The following is a 16213-nucleotide window of genomic DNA, read 5'->3' on the forward strand; positions in this document are numbered from 1 at the left end:
ACGTGTCGGTGCCCTGGGGCAGACTTGGCCCGTAATGAGGGATGATCGCGGATTCTCTCCGCATTGTCTCCACACGAGCGAGCGCCGGTCCGACGCGGGTCCACCGCGGCCGAGGGGGAAGCACAGTCATGAGCCAGGACGGCACGCAGGGCCGGTACGCGGGCGGCTCCGTGGCAGGTGGTCGGTACCAGCTTCGGGACCTGCTCGGCGAGGGAGGCATGGCCTCCGTCTATCTGGCCTACGACGCCGCCCTGGACCGCCAGGTCGCGATCAAGACATTGCATACGGAACTGGGTCGCGAAGCCGCCTTCCGCGAGCGGTTCCGGCGCGAGGCGCAGGCTGTGGCCAAGCTCTCGCACACCAACATCGTCTCGGTCTTCGACACCGGCGAGGACGATCTGGGCGGCGCGCAGATGCCGTACATCGTCATGGAGTACGTGGAGGGACAGCCGCTCGGCTCGGTCCTGAACCACGACGTCCAGCAGTACGGGGCGATGCCCGCCGACAAGGCCCTGAAGATCACCGCCGACGTGCTCGCGGCGCTGGACGCCAGCCATGACATGGGGCTGGTCCACCGCGACATCAAGCCCGGCAACGTCATGATGACCAAGCGCGGCGTCGTGAAGGTGATGGACTTCGGCATCGCCCGCGCCATGCAGTCCGGCGTCACGTCCATGACCCAGACCGGAATGGTCGTCGGCACCCCGCAGTACCTCTCGCCCGAGCAGGCACTGGGGCGCGGCGTGGACGCCCGCTCCGACCTGTACTCGGTCGGCATCATGCTGTTCCAGCTGCTCACCGGGCGCATCCCGTTCGACGCCGACTCGGCGCTGGCCATCGCGTACGCGCACGTCCAGGAGGAGCCGGTCCCGCCGTCCTCCATCAACCGGACGCTCCCGCCGGCCGTCGACGCACTCGTCGCCCGGGCCCTGAAGAAGAACCCGAACGAGCGCTTCCCGAGTGCCGCCGCCATGGCCGACGAGTGCCACCGGGTGCTCGCGTCCCTGCAGCCGGGCGCCGCCCCCTCGATCGTGCCGGGCAGCGGTCCGGTGCAGGGTGCGGGCTCCGGCGTCGGCTCCGCGGTGTTCCCGCCGATCGACCAGACGGGGCAGGGGATGCCGCCCGGCGGGGTGCAGACGCCGTACCAGCCGCCGACGCCGAGCCCGTACGGGCCTGCGACGCCCGCGCCGATGCAGACTCCGGCTCCGCAGGCCGGGTACGGGTATCCGCAGCAGCAGGGCGGGTACGCCACACCCGCGCCGTACACGCAGAACCCGACGCCGCCGTCGACGCCGCTGTCCACCCCGGGGGCGGGCGGACCGGGCAAGAAGAAGAACACCCCGATGCTCATCGGCGCGGTGGTGGTCGTACTGGCCGTGATCGGCGGCGTGGTCTTCGCGCTCCTGCCGAAGGACAAGCCCGAGGACAAGCCGAACGACACGTCGTCGCAGGCGGGCTTCAAGGGGCCGGACCGGTCGAAGACGATCAAGGACACGGAGTGCAGCGGGGCGAAGGAGGACAACCTCGACCCGGCCAAGGTCGTCATGCCCAACTTCGTCTACAAGAACGTGCGCTCGGTCAAGGAGTGCGCGCAGGCCGCCGGCTGGTCGATCCGGGAGAAGCCGACCGACGAGAACCAGTGGGGCGAGGAGACGGTCATCGACCAGTTCCCGCTCGCGGGCTCCGCGATCGACCCCAAGGCCACCAACATCGAACTCACCGTCTCCACCGGCAAACCGGCCCAGTAACCCCCTCGACCTCCGGCCTCCCCGTCACCACCCCGGGCGACGGGGCCGCCCTGCCCGCTCCCCCCTCCCCAGCCACCTCGGGCGAGCCGCCCTGCCAGCTCCCCCTCCCTAGCCGCCTTGGGCGACGGGGCCGCCCCAAGGGGGCGGGACGGGCGGGCAAGGGGGCGGCCCGCCCGACACGGGCCCACCCCGCTCCCGGCCCTCTCGCCTCCGGACCACCCCACACCCTTCGGCGCTCCCGCCACCGGCGAGCCCAACGCCTCTCCCCACCCCTCACTGCCGCCTCAGCCGCATCGCCAAAAACCCCAGCCCCATCCCCACCAGCACAATCCCCACCCCCAACGGCACAGGCCTGACCCGCAGCCCCTCGCCCCCCACCACCGCCTGCGGCACCGCCCCCACCACCGGAGCCCTCGTTTCCGGCACCCTCGACGGCGGCGGCCTCCGCCCCACCGGCCCCACCGGCAGTTTCACCGCCACCGGCCGCACCACCTCCGGCTCGATCACCCTCCCCGGCCTGACCCGCCCCACCCCTGCCTTCCTCCCGGCCAGCCGCTCCCCACCGGCCACCGCAGCAGGCGATGCAGCCGGACCAGCAGGATCAGCCGGATCAGCCGAGGCAGCAGCCACCACAGAAGCACCCGGCCCCGGCCTCTCCTCCGCCCCAGCCGTCCCCCCACCGCACAGCACCACCAAACCCCCCACCACCCACACCACCACGCGCCCACGGACCCCTGAAGCCATCGGTGTGACCGCCTCCCGTCCGGTACCGCCGAACCGTCGGACTCAGCGTCACATACCGCAATCAAACGGGCACGCGGACCGACCCATCCGAAGACGCCCCACCAAGAAGGCGGCTTGCCACCACGGGCATACTCGGTATACATACTCAGTATGTCGATCCGCCACGGGCTCCTCGCCCTCCTGGAACAGGGCCCTCGATACGGCTCCCAACTGCGTACCGAATTCGAGTCCCGCACTGGTGCCACCTGGCCCCTGAACGTCGGCCAGGTCTACACGACGCTCAGCCGCCTGGAGCGCGACGGCATGGTCGTCCCGGACGGCGACGACGACGCGGGACACCCGCTGTACGCGATCACCGACGCCGGACGCGAGGAACTGCGCCAGTGGTTCGAGCGCCCCGTCGACCGCACCAGCCCGCCCCGCGACGAACTGGCGATCAAGCTGGCGATGGCCGTCGGCGCACCCGGCGTCGACATCCGCGCCGTCATCCAGGCCCAGCGGCACGCCACCCTGAAGGCGATGCAGGACTACACCCGGCTCAAGGCACAGGCCCTGATCGCCGTCGAGTCCGGCGGCGACCTCCAGGACAACGCCCGGGGCCGCGACGACATGGCGTGGCTGCTCGTCCTGGAACAGCTGATCTTCCAGACCGAGGCCGAGGCCCGCTGGCTCGACCACTCCGAGTCCCGGCTCGTACGGCTCTCCGCCACGGCCGTGCGGGGAGCCACTCCGCCACCGGCCGAACCCGCGCCGCGCACGTCCCAGGACGTGCCCGCCCGCAGCGGCCGACGCTGACCACGGCACCGCTGCACCTCCGTACGACCGCACCGCCCGGTCGTACACCCACCTCTTCCGTACGACCGCCGAACGGCGCCCCGTGCCGCCCGGCCTTCCCAGGGGGGACCCCACACCCATGCCCGACCAGTCCCAGCAGCCCGTGCTGCAACTGGAGCAGCTGACCCGTGTGCACGGCAGCGGCGCCACCGAGGTGCACGCCCTGCGCGGCGTCAACCTCTCCGTCTTCCCCGGCGAGCTCGTCGCCGTGATGGGCCCCTCCGGGTCCGGCAAGTCGACGCTGCTCACCATCGCGGGCGGCCTCGACGCCCCCACCTCGGGGAAGGTCGTCGTCGAAGGCACCGACATCACGCAGGTCAGCCGCAAGGAACTGGCCGCACTGCGCCGCCGCAGCATCGGTTACGTCTTCCAGGACTACAACCTCATCCCGGCGCTGACCGCCGCCGAGAACGTCTCGCTGCCCCGCGAACTGGACGGCGTGTCCGCCCGCAAGGCACGCGTCTCCGCGCTGGCAGCGCTGGAGGAGATGGGCCTGTCCCACCTCGCCGACCGCTTCCCCGACGAGATGTCCGGCGGCCAGCAGCAGCGCGTGGCCATCGCCCGCGCCCTCGTCGGCGACCGCCGGCTGGTCCTCGCGGACGAGCCGACCGGCGCCCTCGACTCCGAGACCGGCGAATCCGTCCTCGCCCTGCTGCGCTCGCGCTGCGACGCGGGCGCGGCCGGCATCCTCGTCACCCACGAACCGCGCTTCGCCGCCTGGGCGGACCGGGTGGTCTTCCTGCGCGACGGCTCCGTCGTCGACGAGACGATACGGACGGACGCCGAGTCCCTCCTCGCCGCCACCGGCACGGGCACGGGCACGGGCGGGCAGGCGGGCGCCAAGTGAACGGCTGGTACCACTCCTGGCTCGCGGCGATCCGCATCGCCCGCCGCGACGCCTGGCGCTCCAAGGGCCGCAGCATCCTCGTCCTCGCGATGATCGCGGTGCCGATCCTCGGCGTCAGCGCCATCGACGTGACCCTGCGCAGCGCCGAACTGACCCCCGAGCAGCAGCTGACGCGTGAGTTCGGCGCAGCCGACGCCGTCCTGACCGAATCGGGCTGGGGCGGCCTCCCGATCCACCAGCCGCCGGACGCCCGCTTCACCGGCACCGAGCCGGTCGGCGGCTTCGAGCAGTTCGAGAACAAGCCGATGCCCGAGGGGAAGGCCGACGTCACCAAGGCCATCCCGGCGGGCGCGAAGGTCCTCACCGACACCACGGCGATGGCCCGGCTGCGCACCGCGCACGGCCTGCTCAATACCGATGTCCGGGAGATCGACGCGGCGGACCCGATGGTCGCCGGCGCGATCGTGCCGACCGGTGGACGCTTCCCGGAGAAGGCGGGCGAGGTCGCCGCCACCGACGCCTTCCTCAAGGCCAGCGGGCTCTCCGTGGGCTCCACGCTCACCGCGCGCTCCCTCGACACGACGTTCACCGTCGTCGGCTCCTACGAACTGCCCCAGGGCTTGAAGACCACGCAGGTCATCGCCCCTCCGGGCACGCTCATCGCCCCGCTCAACAAGGCGCTGCAGGCGCAGGGCCTGCCGAGTTCGGGAGGCAACTCCTCGTACCTCGTCTCCGTCGGCGGCGAAGGTTTCACGTGGAACATGGTCAAGGAGGCCAACGCCAAGGGCATCCGGGTGGACTCCCGCTCGGTGATCCTGTCGCCGCCGCCGGATTCCGAGGTCCCGTACTTCAAGACCAACAAGAGCCAGTTCCAGGAGCACGGCAGCAACCGTGAGCTGCTGACCATCGCGGCGACGATCGTCGGCATGGCCCTGCTGGAGGTCTGTCTGCTGGCCGGTCCCGCCTTCGCCGTCGGCGCCCGTCGCTCGCGCCGTCAGCTCGGCCTGGTCGGCGCCAACGGCGGCGACCGCCGCCACATCCGGGCCATCGTCCTGTCCGGCGGCCTGGTGATCGGTCTGGCCGCGGCCGTCGTCGGCACAGCCCTGGGCCTGCTGCTCACCGTCGTGCTGCAACCGGTCCTCGAAGGGGCCATGGGCAAGAGGTTCGGCACGTTCACCGTGCCGCCCCTGGAACTGCTCGGCATCGCCGCCACCGCGGTGCTCACCGGACTGCTGGCCGCGATCGTGCCCGCCGTCAACGCCTCCCGGCAGACGCCGCTGGCCTCCCTCACCGGGCGGCGCGGAGTACGCCGAGCCAACCGGGTGCTGCCGATCCTGGGCCTGATCGCCGTCGCCATCGGTGTCGCGATCGCCCTGTACGGAGCGACCAGCAGCGAGAACGTCCTCCTGGTGGCGGGCGGCAGCGGCATCGCCGAGCTGGGCGTCGTCGCCCTCACCCCGGTGCTGGTCGGCCTCTTCGGACGGCTCGGCGGCTGGCTTCCGCTCTCTCCCCGGCTCGCCCTGCGCGACGCGATCCGCAACCGGGGACGCACGGCTCCGGCCGTCGCGGCGGTGCTGGCGGCGGTCGCGGGCACGGTCGCCGTGGCCACGTACGCGGCGAGCCAGGACGCCAAGCAGCGTGCCGAGTACCAGGCGATGCTGCCCTACGGCAGCGGCATGGCGGTCACCGACGAGGCAGGCGGGCGCGACGTGCCCGCCGTCCGCCAGGCGATCCAGGCCAACATCTCGCTCGACGCGCTCGCCGACGTCCGGCGCATCGTCCTCGGCAGCAAGAACTGCACCTCGTACAGCGACGACAAGAAGTGCGGCACGTACGACGTCTTCGTCCCGAAGGCCAACCGCTGTCCCCTGCACGACCGCGCCAACGGGGAGGACGCCTTCACCGTCGCCGAGCGCCGCAAGCTGGCCAAGGACTGGCGGTGCACGGTCATCGAGGGCAGCGGCGTCCGCCAGGAGGGCGGCGTCCTCATCGGTGACGAGAACGTCCTCAAGGCGCTCGACATCGCCGACCCGGCCCTCGTGAACGCCCTCAAGCAGGGGAAGGCCGTCTCCTTCGACAGGGGGAGCTTCGTGAACGGCAAGACCGGCATCAAGCTGGTCACCGACCGCAAGAAGGCCGAAGCGGCGATGGCCGCCAACGAGGAGCCCCCGGGCGAGATCCGCAACCTGCCCACAGTCCTGGCCCCACAGTCCGCGAACGGTTACGGGCTCACCCTCCTGGTCCCGCCGTCGCTCGCCCAGTCCGCGGGGTTCACCACCGTTCCCTACGGTGTGCTCTTCTCGACGTCCGCGCTGCCCAGCACCGAGCAGAAGCAGGCCCTCGACGGAGCGATCGACAAGATCGGCCTCAACGAGGGCGTGACCATCGAGGCCGGCTACGTCAGCGAGAACGGCATCGTGCTGCTGGCCCTGACGGTGTTCGCCGGGCTGATCACCATCGGCGCGGCCGGTATCGCCACCGGGCTCGCCCAGGCCGACGCCGAGGCCGACCTGAAGACCCTCGCCGCGGTCGGCGCACCTCCCCGGGTGCGGCGCGCGCTCAGCGGCTTCCAGTGCGGGACGGTCTCCTTCATGGGGGTGGTCCTGGGATCGGCCGCCGGTGTGCTGCCCGCCATCGCGCTGGTGCTCTCGGACCGCCGCAGGGACGCGGCCAACGTCCAGCAGAACCTGGACATGGGCTGGGGCGGCAGCGGTTCGCACGTGGACATGCCGATCGTCATCCCGTGGGAGACCCTCGGCGCGCTCATCGTCGTCGTTCCGCTCGGCGCGGCTCTGCTCGCCGCGCTGGTCACCCGCTCCCGGGGCGCGCTGGCCCGGCGCGAGGCGGCCTGACCGGAAATCGGGTCAAAGCTGTGCCCCCGTACGAAGGTGGATCACCTTTGTGCGGGGGCACACCCACTCTTGACGCACGTGTACGAGAGAATGACGGCATGGAGATGCCGAGGAGTGAACGGTCGCAGGAGAGCCCTCAAGTCCTGGTCGTCGGGCAGGACGGGATGGCGCTCGGCGGCGGTGACGACGAGTCGCGCGAGGTGCCTGTGACGGACATGGTCGAACAGCCCGCGAAGGTCATGCGGATCGGCAGCATGATCAAGCAACTCCTGGAGGAAGTCCGCGCGGCTCCCCTGGACGAGGCGAGCCGGGTACGGCTCAAGGACATTCACGCCAGCTCGGTGAAGGAGCTGGAGGACGGGCTCGCCCCCGAGCTGGTCGAGGAGCTGGAGCGCCTGTCGCTGCCGTTCACCGAGGAGGCCATCCCCTCCGAGGCGGAACTGCGCATCGCGCAGGCCCAGTTGGTGGGCTGGCTCGAAGGGCTCTTCCACGGCATCCAGACCGCGCTGTTCGCCCAGCAGATGGCCGCACGCGCCCAGTTGGAGCAGATGCGCCGGGCACTTCCGCCGGGCGCCTCGCACGAGGACGACGAGGACGACGGCCACGGGCAAGGAGCCCGCACGGGCGGTCCGTACCTCTGATCCGTACCTCTCAGGCGACGCACGAAGGGGCCATGTTTCACGTGAAACATGGCCCCTTCGGCTTGTCCGCTCAGCCCACCGTCAGCAGGATCTTGCCGACGTGGCTGCCTTCGTCGAGCGCCCTGTGTGCCTCGGGGGCCCGGTCCATCGGGAAGACCCGGTCGACCACCGGCCGCACCCGACCCCCTGCGATCAGCGGCCACACGTGCTCGCGCACCGCCGCCACGATCGCCGCCTTCTCACCCAGCGGACGGCCGCGCAGCGACGTCGCGGTGATCGCGGCCCGCTTGCGCAGCAGGGCGTTGAGGTTGATCTCGCCCTTCACTCCGCCCTGGAGACCGATGATCGCGAGGCGGCCGCTGGTGGCGAGGGCCTTCACGTTCTGGTCCAGGTACTTGGCGCCGATGATGTCGAGGATGACGTCCGCACCCTTGCCGTCGGTGGCCTTGCGCAGTTCCTGTACGAAGTCCTGCTCGCGGTAGTCGATCAGGATGTCCGCACCCAGTTCGGCGCAGCGGGCCAGCTTCTCCGGGCCGCCCGCCGTGACGGCGACCTGGGCGCCGATCGCCTTGGCCAGCTGGATCGCCATGGTGCCGATGCCGCTGGCACCGCCGTGCACGAGGAGCGTCTCACCGGGGCGCAGGTGGGCGATCATGAAGACGTTCGACCAGACCGTCGCGGCGACCTCGGGCAGTGCGGCGGCCGTCACCAGGTCCACGCCCTCGGGCACGGGCAGCAGCTGTCCCGCCGGCACGGCGACCTTCTGGGCGTAGCCGCCGCCCGAGAGCAGCGCGCACACCTCGTCGCCGACGGCCCAGCCGTGCACTCCCGCGCCGAGTGCCACGATCCGGCCGGAGCACTCCAGGCCGGGGTAGCGGGAGGCGCCGGGCGGCGGGTCGTAGAAGCCCTGCCGCTGGAGCAGGTCGGCCCGGTTCACGGCGCTCGCGGCGACCTCGACGAGGACCTCGCCCTCGTTCGGGACGGGGTCGGGGACCTCCGCCCAGACGAGTGCGTCGGGGCCACCGGGTTCAGGGATCGTGATCGCATGCATGGCCACGAAACTACCCCCGGTGCCTGTGATCAGTCCGAAGAGCCCCGAGTGGGCCCTCCGGACGACGTCCGCCCCGTACGCTGTGGAGCCTTTCGCTCCCCGTGTCGGGCTCAGTCCGCGGAGCTGAACCGCATGTCCGCGTCCTCTGCGCCCGGCACCGCCCGCACGATCGCGATGACGCGGTCGGTGAGCTGGAGCGGACTGGCCTTCGGATCGTCGTAGCCGAGCAGCCGGTGTCCGCGCAGGACGCTCACCACGAGGTCCTCGGTCTCCCGGACGTTCTTGCCGACCTCGCTCTTTATGACCGGCCGCTCGATCAGGTCCAGCCCCGAGCCCTGCTGGATCAGGTCCTCCATCACCGTGCCCGCGCTCGGGCTCAGCACCGACAGGCCCAGCAGACGACCCGCCGCGCTCGCACTGGTGATGACCGCGTCCGCACCGGACTGCCGCAGCAGCGGTGCGTTCTCCTCCTCACGGACCGCGGCGACGATCTTCGCGCCCCGGTTGAGCTGGCGGGCGGTGAGGGTGACCAGCACCGCCGTGTCGTCGCGCTGGGTGGCGATGACGATCTGCCGGGCCCGCTGGAGCTCCGCCCGCAGCAGCACGTCGCTGCGGGTGGCGTCGCCGACCACACCGGTCAGGCCCTCCGCGTTGCAGGTCTCGATGACCTTGGCGCTCGGGTCGACGACGACGATCTGGTCCTTCTTCAGACCCGTGGCGATGAGGGTCTGCATCGCGGACCGGCCCTTCGTCCCGTACCCGATGACGACAGTGTGGTCTCGCAACTGGGACCTCCAGCGATTCAGCCGGAACTCCTCCCGCGTCCGCTCGGTGAGGACTTCGAGAGTGGTACCGACCAGGATGATCAGGAACAGAACCCGCAGCGGCGTCACGAGCAGCACATTGGTGAGCCGCGCGCCGTCGCTGTACGGAACGATGTCGCCGTACCCCGTGGTGGAGAGGGTGACGGTCGAGTAGTAGACGGCGTCGAGGAGGTCCACGCCGCCGTCGGAGTTGTCGTGGTAGCCCTCGCGGTCGATCCACACGATGAAGACGGTCACGGCCAGCACCACCAGCGCCATCAGCAGCCGCTTGGCGACCTGCCGCAGCGGGCGCTCCACGACCCGCTTGGGCAGCTTCACCGGCGCGGTGATCAGGTGCTCGTCCGCCTCCCGAGCCATCGCGTCATGGCCTGGCAGTTTCACGTGAAACATCCTTCCGGTCGGCCTGGCTTCCGTGCACCCGGATGTTTCACGTGAAACACCCCTCGATGTTTCACGTGAAACACCCTTCGGCCCAGGGCAGGTCGAGGATTTCCAGTTCGTCACCCGCACATGCACCGCCGGGCGGAACCACGGCCAGCCCGTCGGCCGCCGCGATCCCGCGCAGCATCGCCGGCCCGTTGTAGTGCAGGGGTACGGCGTGGTCCGCGCCGGAAGCGTCCGTGCGGTGGGTGACGGGCACCAGCCGGGTGGAGACCGGGTGACCGGGCACGTCGTCGCGCAGCGGAGCACGGTACGGCTCGGGGGCGGGCCGGTGGGCGAGCGCCCGCAGCAGGGGCTCGGCCAGCGTCAGCAGCCCGGAGACCGCGGCGAGCGGGTTGCCGGGCAGCCCCACGAGGTGGGTGTCGGGAGCGAGCCGCGCCAGCAGCATGGGGTGGCCGGGGCGTACGTCCACGCCGTCCACGAGGAGTTCGGCGCCGACGGAGGCGAGGAAGGGGTGCACATGGTCGACGGGACCGGCGGCGGTGCCCCCGGTGGTGACGACGACGTCGGCCTCGGACCCGAGGACCGCTTTGCGGAGCGCCTGGGGGTCGTCGCCCAGGCAGCGGGTGTCGAGCACCTCCGCGCCGAGGGCGCGCAGCCAGGGGGCGAGCATCGGGCCGAGCGCGTCGCGGACCATGCCGTCGCGGGGCAGCCCGGAGGTCAGCAACTCGTCGCCCAGGACAAGCACTTCGACGGTGGGCCGGGGCACGGTCAGCAGGGTGTCGTACCCGGCGGCGGCCGCCAGACCGAGCACGGCCGGGGTCACCACGGAGCCCGCGGGCAGCAGGTGGTCGCCGGTGCGGCACTCCTGGCCGCGCGGGCGGATGTCCTGACCGGGGATCACCTCGCGCTGGGCGTGCAGGCGTTGCTTGGTCTCGTCGGCGTGGGCGTGCTCGCGGCGGATGACGGCGGTCGCCTCGGCGGGGATGCGGGCCCCGGTGGCGATCCGTACGGCCTCACCGTCGCCGAGCGGGTCGGGGGTCGTGCGTCCGGCGAGAATGCCCGGCCCGTCGTGGAAGGACCAGGGGCCGGGACCCGCCACCGCCCAGCCGTCCATGGCGGAGGTGTCGAAGGACGGCAGGTCGGTGAGGGCTTCGAGGGGCTCGGCCAGGATCTGCGCGAGCGCCTGCTCCAGGGGTACGCGGCGGGGGCGGGCCGGTGCGGTGCGCCCGGCGAGCGCGGCGGCGGCACGGGCGTCGGGCCAGGGGGTGGAGGTGGGGTGGGCTTCGGCAGCGGGTTCGGCCGGGGCGTCCTCGGCGGACTCCGGGCCCGGATCGGGCTGCGTCGCACCGGGGGCTTCGGCTGCGGGGGCGGGCACGGCGGGCTGCGGCTGCGGCTGCGGCTGCGGCTGCGGCTGCGGCTGCGGCTGCGGCTGCGTACGGCTGACGAGGGCGAGGGCCTGGTCGATGCCGTCGATCTCGTGGTCGGTGTCGCTCATGCCTGGCCCGCCCGACCGCTGCCGGGGGCCGCCGGGCCACCGTCGGGAGCCGACGAGCTGCTGCCGGGGGCCGCCGGACCGCTGCCGCTGTCCGGGGCGTCGGCCTCGGCGGCCCAGCGGGCGGCGAGGGCGGTGGCCTTGGCGACGGCCGCTGCCACGGCCTCGGGTCCTTCGGCTGTGGCCCGGCCTGCGGCGTAGCCGACCAGGAACGTCGTCAGGGGGGCGGCGGGTCGGGCGACGCCGTGCGCGGCGTCGCGCGCGAGGTCGAGGAGGAGGGGGGTGTCGACGTCGAGATCGATGCCGAGTTCGTCCTTGACTGCGGTGATCCATTCATCCAGCACGTGCCCATGCTCCCTGATGCGGGCACGGGCCGCCGCGATGTTTTCCCAGGTGTCGCAGTCGAAGGAGGCGAACGGATCGTCGGCGGAGACACGCGTGAGGGCCAGCTCGGCGGTGAGCAGCCGCAGCGGAAGCCCGGACAGGGAACCGTACTCGGTGGCCAGCAGGGCGAGTTCGCGGTGCAGTGGCTCGGCCCGGTAGAGGGCGACGAGGGGCTGGTCCCGCCCGGTGGCGTCCACGAGCAGCGCGGCGTCGGCGTGCGGGTCGGCCGCCAGGGACCGTACGAGCGTGTCGACCGTCACCCGGTCCACGAACGGCAGATCCACGGAGAGCACGAGGATCAGCGCGGCCCCGGTCTCGCGGACCCCGGCGGCGAGCGCGGCCAGCGGGCCGCCGCCGGGCGGGTCCTCGCGCGCCCAGGTCACCGGCCGGGCGGTGGTGTGCCGACCGCCGACCACCACGGTGGTCCGGGCTCCTTCACAGGCCGTCAGGACCCGGGCGAGCAGGGTCCGTCCGCCGACCCGCACGGCAGCCTTGTCGACTCCGCCGAGCCGCCGCCCGGCACCACCGGACAGCACGACGGCGTCATACGCGTGGGCACTCATGCCCCGAAGTATGGCCGGGTCCCCCTCGATCGCCGACGGCGAGGGGGACCCGGGGCGCGTTGCGCGGCAGGGGCGTCCGGGGTGTGCGGAGCGTCCGGGACGTCCGGCGCGTCAGAGGGTGCGCAGCAGCAGCGCCGGGTGCTCGACGCAGTCGGCGACGTACCGCAGAAAGCCGCCCGCGGTGCCGCCGTCGCAGACCCGGTGGTCGAAGGTCAGCGAGAGCTGGACGACCTGGCGCACCGCCAGCTGTCCCTCGTGCACCCACGGCTTGGGCACGATGCGGCCGACGCCGAGCATGGCCGCCTCGGGGTGGTTGATGATCGGCGTGGAGCCGTCGACGCCGAACACCCCGTAGTTGTTGAGGGTGAAGGTGCCGCCGGTGAGCTGGGCGGGGGTGAGCCTGCCCTCCCTGGCCGCGTCGGTGAGGCGTACGAGTTCCTCGCCCAGGGAGTCCACGCTGCGGCTGTGCGCGTCGCGGACCACCGGGACGACGAGACCGCGCTCGGTCTGGGCGGCGAAGCCCAGGTGCACCTCGGCCAGCCGGACGATCTCGCGGGCTTCGGTGTCGACGGTGGAGTTCAGCTCGGGGAAGCGGGCCAGGGCGGCCGTGCAGATGCGGGCGAGCAGGGCCAGCACGGACACCTTGGGTCCGGTGCCGACGCTGTTCATCGCGGTGCGGGCAGCCATCAGCTCGGTCGCGTCGGCGTCCACCCAGCAGGTGGCGTCGGGGATCTCGCGGCGGCTGCGGGACAGCTTGTCGGCGACGGCTCCGCGCACACCCTTGAGGGGGACGCGCACGGCGGCGCCCTCGGTGGCCGGGGAGGACACCGGAGTCGGCGCAGAAGCGGGCTCGGGGATGCGGAGCGCCTGCTCCACGTCGCTGCGCAGGATGAGCCCGTCGGGCCCCGACCCGCTCAACTGCCGCAGATCGAGCCCGTTTTCGCGCGCCAGGCGACGTACGAGAGGAGAGATCACCGGCACGGGCCCCCTGTCGGGAGCGGCGGCAGGAGTGGGAGCCACCGGCGCGGGGGCCGCAGGCACAGCAGCCGCGGGCACGGCCTCGACCGAGGGAGCCACCGCACCGCCGGTCCCCCCGGGACGCACCCTGCGCCGCCGCGCCGCCGGAGCCGTCGTGCCATAGCCGACCAGCACGTTCCCCGAACCAGAGTCCCCGTTCACCGAGGAGGAGTCGGCCGACGCGTCCGCGCCCACCGCCACCGTCAGCAGCGGGGAGCCGACGGGCAGTTCCGTGCCCTCCTCGCCGAAGCGGGCGGTGACCACGCCCCCGTACGGGCACGGCACCTCGACCATCGCCTTGGCCGTCTCGACCTCGACCACCGGCTGGTCGACGGCGACGACGTCGCCGACCTTCACCAGCCAGCGCACGATCTCCGCCTCGGTCAGCCCCTCACCGAGGTCCGGCAGCTTGAACTCCAACACCTGCGCCATGAATCAGTCCTCCCACTGGAGCCGGGCGACCGCGTCCAGCACCCGGTCCACGCCGGGCAGGTGGTGGCGTTCCAACATCGGCGGCGGGTACGGCACGTCCAGCCCGGCAACGCGCAGCACCGGCGCCTCCAGGTGGTGGAAGCAGCGCTCGGTGATCCGGGCGGCTATCTCGCCGCCGGGCCCGCCGAACCCGGCGGACTCGTGCACCACGACGGCACGCCCGGTGCGCCGCACGGACGCGGCCACCGTCTCGTCGTCGAACGGCACCAGCGAGCGCAGGTCGACGACCTCCAGGTCCCAGCCCTCCGCCGTCGCCGCCTCGGCGGCCTCCAGGCAGACCGGCAGGGACGGCCCGTACGTGATGAGGGTGGCGCTGCGGCCGGGGCGGCGCACGACCGCCGTGCCTGTCGGGGCGACGGCGGCGGGGGCGTCCGGCGACCAGTCGGCCTTGGACCAGTACAGCCGCTTGGGCTCCAGGAAGACGACCGGGTCGTCGGAGGCGATGGCCTCGCGCAGCATGCCGTAGGCGTCCTCGACGGTGGCCGGGGTGACGACATGCAGGCCGGGGGTGGCCATGTAGTACGCCTCGGAGGAGTCGCTGTGGTGCTCGACGCCGCCGATGCCTCCGCCGTACGGGATGCGGATGGTCAGCGGCATGGGGAGCGCGCCGCGAGTGCGGTTGCGCATCTTGGCGACGTGGCTGGCGAGCTGCTCGAACGCCGGGTAGGCGAACGCGTCGAACTGCATCTCCACGACCGGCCGCAGCCCGTACATCGCCATGCCGACGGCCGCGCCGAGTATCCCGGCCTCGGCGAGCGGGGTGTCCGTGCAGCGGTCCTCGCCGAACTCCTTGACCAGCCCGTCGGTGATGCGGAAGACGCCGCCGAGCGCGCCGACGTCCTCGCCCATGACGTGCACGGTCGGGTCCTCGGCCATGGCGTCGCGCAGTGCGCGCTGGAGGGCCTGTGCCATGCTCGCGGGCTTTGCGGCGGCCTTCTTGGCTCCGGGGGCCACGGTGGTGCTGCTCATCGCCCTTCCTCCACGTCCACGGACGCTTCCGCATCCAGTTCGGCCCGCAACTGGGCCTCCTGCTCCCGCAGGTGCGCGGTGCGCTCCGCGTACACGTGGGTGAACAGGTCCATCGGGTCGAGCACCGGGTCGGCGTTCATGCGGGCGCGCAGGTCGGCGGCCATGGTCTCGGCGGCCTCCCTGGCCTCCCGTATGCCGTCCTCGTCGAGGAGGCCGCGGGCGGTCAGCTCGCGCTCCAGCAGGGCGATCGGGTCGTGGTCGCGCCAGGCGTCCACCTCGGCGTCGCCGCGGTAGCGGGTGGCGTCGTCGGCGTTGGTGTGGGCTTCCATGCGGTACGTGATGGCCTCGACCAGCGTCGGACCGCCGCCGCGCCGGGCGCGCTCGACGGCCTCGGCGAGCACCTCGTGCATGGCGGCCGCGTCGTTGCCGTCGACCAGGCGGCCCGGCATTCCGTATCCGACGGCCTTGTGGGCCAGGGACGGGGCGGCGGTCTGCTTGGCGAGCGGTACGGAGATCGCGAAGCCGTTGTTCTGCACGAGGAAGACGACCGGGGCCTGCCAGACGGCGGCGAAGTTCAGCGCCTCGTGGAAGTCGCCCTCGCTGGTGCCGCCGTCGCCGACCATGGCGAGCGCGACCACGTCGTCGCCCTGCAGCCGGGCGGCGTGCGCCAGGCCCACGGCGTGCGGCAGCTGGGTGGCGAGCGGGGTGCACAGGGGGGCGATGCGGGACTCGCGCGGGTCGTACCCGGTGTGCCAGTCGCCGCGCAGCAGAGTCAGCGCCTGTACGGGGTCCAGGCCGCGGGCCACGACGGCGAGGGTGTCGCGGTACGAGGGGAAGAGCCAGTCCTGCTCCTGAAGCACCATCGCGGCGGCGACCTCGCAGGCCTCCTGCCCGGTGCTGGACGGGTACACCGCGAGGCGGCCCTGCCGGGTGAGCGCCGTGGCCTGCGCGTTGTACCTGCGGCCCCGCACCAGCTCGGCGTACAGCCGGCGCAGCAGGGCGGGGTCGGCCCCTGCGGCGGCCTCGGTGCCGAGCACGCGGTACGGCGAGGCATCGGGAAGCAGCGGGGCGGGGTCGGTACGCGGCTGCCAGGCCGGGGGAGGGCTGGGCCGGTAGGCCGTGCTGCCCGGCATCTCTTGAATCGTCACGACGAACACCTCCTCGTGGGAGTGGTGCGGACAACCCGTCCCTGCGGGTACAGGACCCACATGGACCGGAGAGGACTGGAAGGTCACGAGGGCGCCCCCGGTCGAAATGTGGCGCGTCTCACCTACCGATTGTTCGGTCGTGGATGCAGTTTGGCTACAGGCGGCATCAGCCTGTGGACAAACGGTTCTGCGCAGCCTGGGATGGGGGCAGGACGTCCATGGC

General features: G+C 72.4%; 12 protein-coding genes. 5 read left to right on the plus strand and 7 right to left on the minus strand.

The window, feature by feature from the left end; all coding sequences use genetic code 11:
• Positions 1-128 precede the first annotated feature (128 nt).
• From ACIO3O_RS08055 to ACIO3O_RS08075, 5 genes are all read left to right on the plus strand, one after another.
• On the plus strand, positions 129-1748 hold the full coding sequence (locus tag ACIO3O_RS08055) for a protein kinase (protein ID WP_401743296.1): 1620 nt from the start codon (positions 129-131) through the stop codon (positions 1746-1748).
• A gap of 894 nt (positions 1749-2642) precedes the next feature.
• Positions 2643-3287, plus strand: coding sequence for a PadR family transcriptional regulator (locus tag ACIO3O_RS08060; RefSeq protein ID WP_401743299.1), 645 nt, complete (start codon positions 2643-2645; stop codon positions 3285-3287).
• 118 nt (positions 3288-3405) lie between these two features.
• Entirely contained in the window at positions 3406-4173 is a 768-nt protein-coding gene (locus ACIO3O_RS08065; protein WP_401743300.1) for an ABC transporter ATP-binding protein, read from the plus strand.
• Complete coding sequence (locus tag ACIO3O_RS08070) at positions 4170-7025, plus strand: FtsX-like permease family protein (RefSeq protein ID WP_401743303.1); 2856 nt, start codon at positions 4170-4172, stop codon at positions 7023-7025. Before ACIO3O_RS08065 ends, ACIO3O_RS08070 begins: the two co-directional genes overlap by 4 nt.
• 98 nt (positions 7026-7123) lie before the next feature.
• Positions 7124-7666 carry a bacterial proteasome activator family protein gene (locus ACIO3O_RS08075; RefSeq protein WP_401743305.1) on the plus strand — a complete coding sequence of 181 codons (543 nt, stop codon included), beginning with the start codon at positions 7124-7126 and terminating at the stop codon, positions 7664-7666.
• Between the two features lie 70 nt (positions 7667-7736).
• Here ACIO3O_RS08075 and ACIO3O_RS08080 read toward each other — a convergent pair whose 3' ends face one another.
• The 7 genes from ACIO3O_RS08080 to pdhA form a co-directional block, all read right to left on the minus strand.
• Positions 7737-8717, minus strand: coding sequence for an NAD(P)H-quinone oxidoreductase (locus tag ACIO3O_RS08080; protein WP_401743307.1), 981 nt, complete (start codon positions 8715-8717; stop codon positions 7737-7739).
• Positions 8718-8827: 110 nt separating this feature from the next.
• On the minus strand, positions 8828-9931 hold the full coding sequence (locus ACIO3O_RS08085; protein WP_401743309.1) for a potassium channel family protein: 1104 nt from the start codon (positions 9929-9931) through the stop codon (positions 8828-8830).
• A gap of 61 nt (positions 9932-9992) precedes the next feature.
• On the minus strand, positions 9993-11420 hold the full coding sequence (locus ACIO3O_RS08090; RefSeq protein ID WP_401743311.1) for a molybdopterin molybdotransferase MoeA: 1428 nt from the start codon (positions 11418-11420) through the stop codon (positions 9993-9995).
• The gene (locus ACIO3O_RS08095) at positions 11417-12364 is read right to left on the minus strand and encodes a DUF6457 domain-containing protein (protein WP_401743314.1); all 948 of its coding nucleotides are present in this window, start codon (positions 12362-12364) and stop codon (positions 11417-11419) included. The genes ACIO3O_RS08090 and ACIO3O_RS08095 overlap by 4 nt, the downstream gene beginning before the upstream one ends.
• A gap of 111 nt (positions 12365-12475) precedes the next feature.
• Positions 12476-13813, minus strand: a complete 1338-nt coding sequence (locus ACIO3O_RS08100) for a dihydrolipoamide acetyltransferase family protein (protein ID WP_401743317.1) — start codon at positions 13811-13813, stop codon at positions 12476-12478.
• A gap of 3 nt (positions 13814-13816) precedes the next feature.
• Positions 13817-14842: an alpha-ketoacid dehydrogenase subunit beta gene (locus ACIO3O_RS08105; RefSeq protein WP_401743319.1), complete on the minus strand. Its 1026-nt coding sequence runs from the start codon at positions 14840-14842 to the stop codon at positions 13817-13819.
• On the minus strand, positions 14839-15990 hold the full coding sequence (pdhA, locus tag ACIO3O_RS08110; protein ID WP_401743321.1) for a pyruvate dehydrogenase (acetyl-transferring) E1 component subunit alpha: 1152 nt from the start codon (positions 15988-15990) through the stop codon (positions 14839-14841). The genes ACIO3O_RS08105 and pdhA overlap by 4 nt, the downstream gene beginning before the upstream one ends.
• Positions 15991-16213 lie beyond the last annotated feature (223 nt).

Source organism: Streptomyces sp. NPDC087440, assembly GCF_044744005.1.
GTDB lineage: Bacteria > Actinomycetota > Actinomycetes > Streptomycetales > Streptomycetaceae > Streptomyces.

Excerpts from the sequence above, each read along its gene's own strand:
- ACIO3O_RS08055 (WP_401743296.1), top strand. The coding sequence starts at position 129 with ATGAGCCAGGACGGCACGCAGGGCCGGTACGCGGGCGGCTCCGTGGCA.
- ACIO3O_RS08060 (WP_401743299.1), top strand. The coding sequence starts at position 2,643 with ATGTCGATCCGCCACGGGCTCCTCGCCCTCCTGGAACAGGGCCCTCGA.
- ACIO3O_RS08065 (WP_401743300.1), top strand. The coding sequence starts at position 3,406 with ATGCCCGACCAGTCCCAGCAGCCCGTGCTGCAACTGGAGCAGCTGACC.
- ACIO3O_RS08075 (WP_401743305.1), top strand. The coding sequence starts at position 7,124 with ATGGAGATGCCGAGGAGTGAACGGTCGCAGGAGAGCCCTCAAGTCCTG.
- ACIO3O_RS08080 (WP_401743307.1), bottom strand. The coding sequence starts at position 8,717 with ATGCATGCGATCACGATCCCTGAACCCGGTGGCCCCGACGCACTCGTC.
- ACIO3O_RS08085 (WP_401743309.1), bottom strand. The coding sequence starts at position 9,931 with ATGTTTCACGTGAAACTGCCAGGCCATGACGCGATGGCTCGGGAGGCG.
- ACIO3O_RS08090 (WP_401743311.1), bottom strand. The coding sequence starts at position 11,420 with ATGAGCGACACCGACCACGAGATCGACGGCATCGACCAGGCCCTCGCC.
- ACIO3O_RS08095 (WP_401743314.1), bottom strand. The coding sequence starts at position 12,364 with ATGAGTGCCCACGCGTATGACGCCGTCGTGCTGTCCGGTGGTGCCGGG.
- ACIO3O_RS08100 (WP_401743317.1), bottom strand. The coding sequence starts at position 13,813 with ATGGCGCAGGTGTTGGAGTTCAAGCTGCCGGACCTCGGTGAGGGGCTG.
- ACIO3O_RS08105 (WP_401743319.1), bottom strand. The coding sequence starts at position 14,842 with ATGAGCAGCACCACCGTGGCCCCCGGAGCCAAGAAGGCCGCCGCAAAG.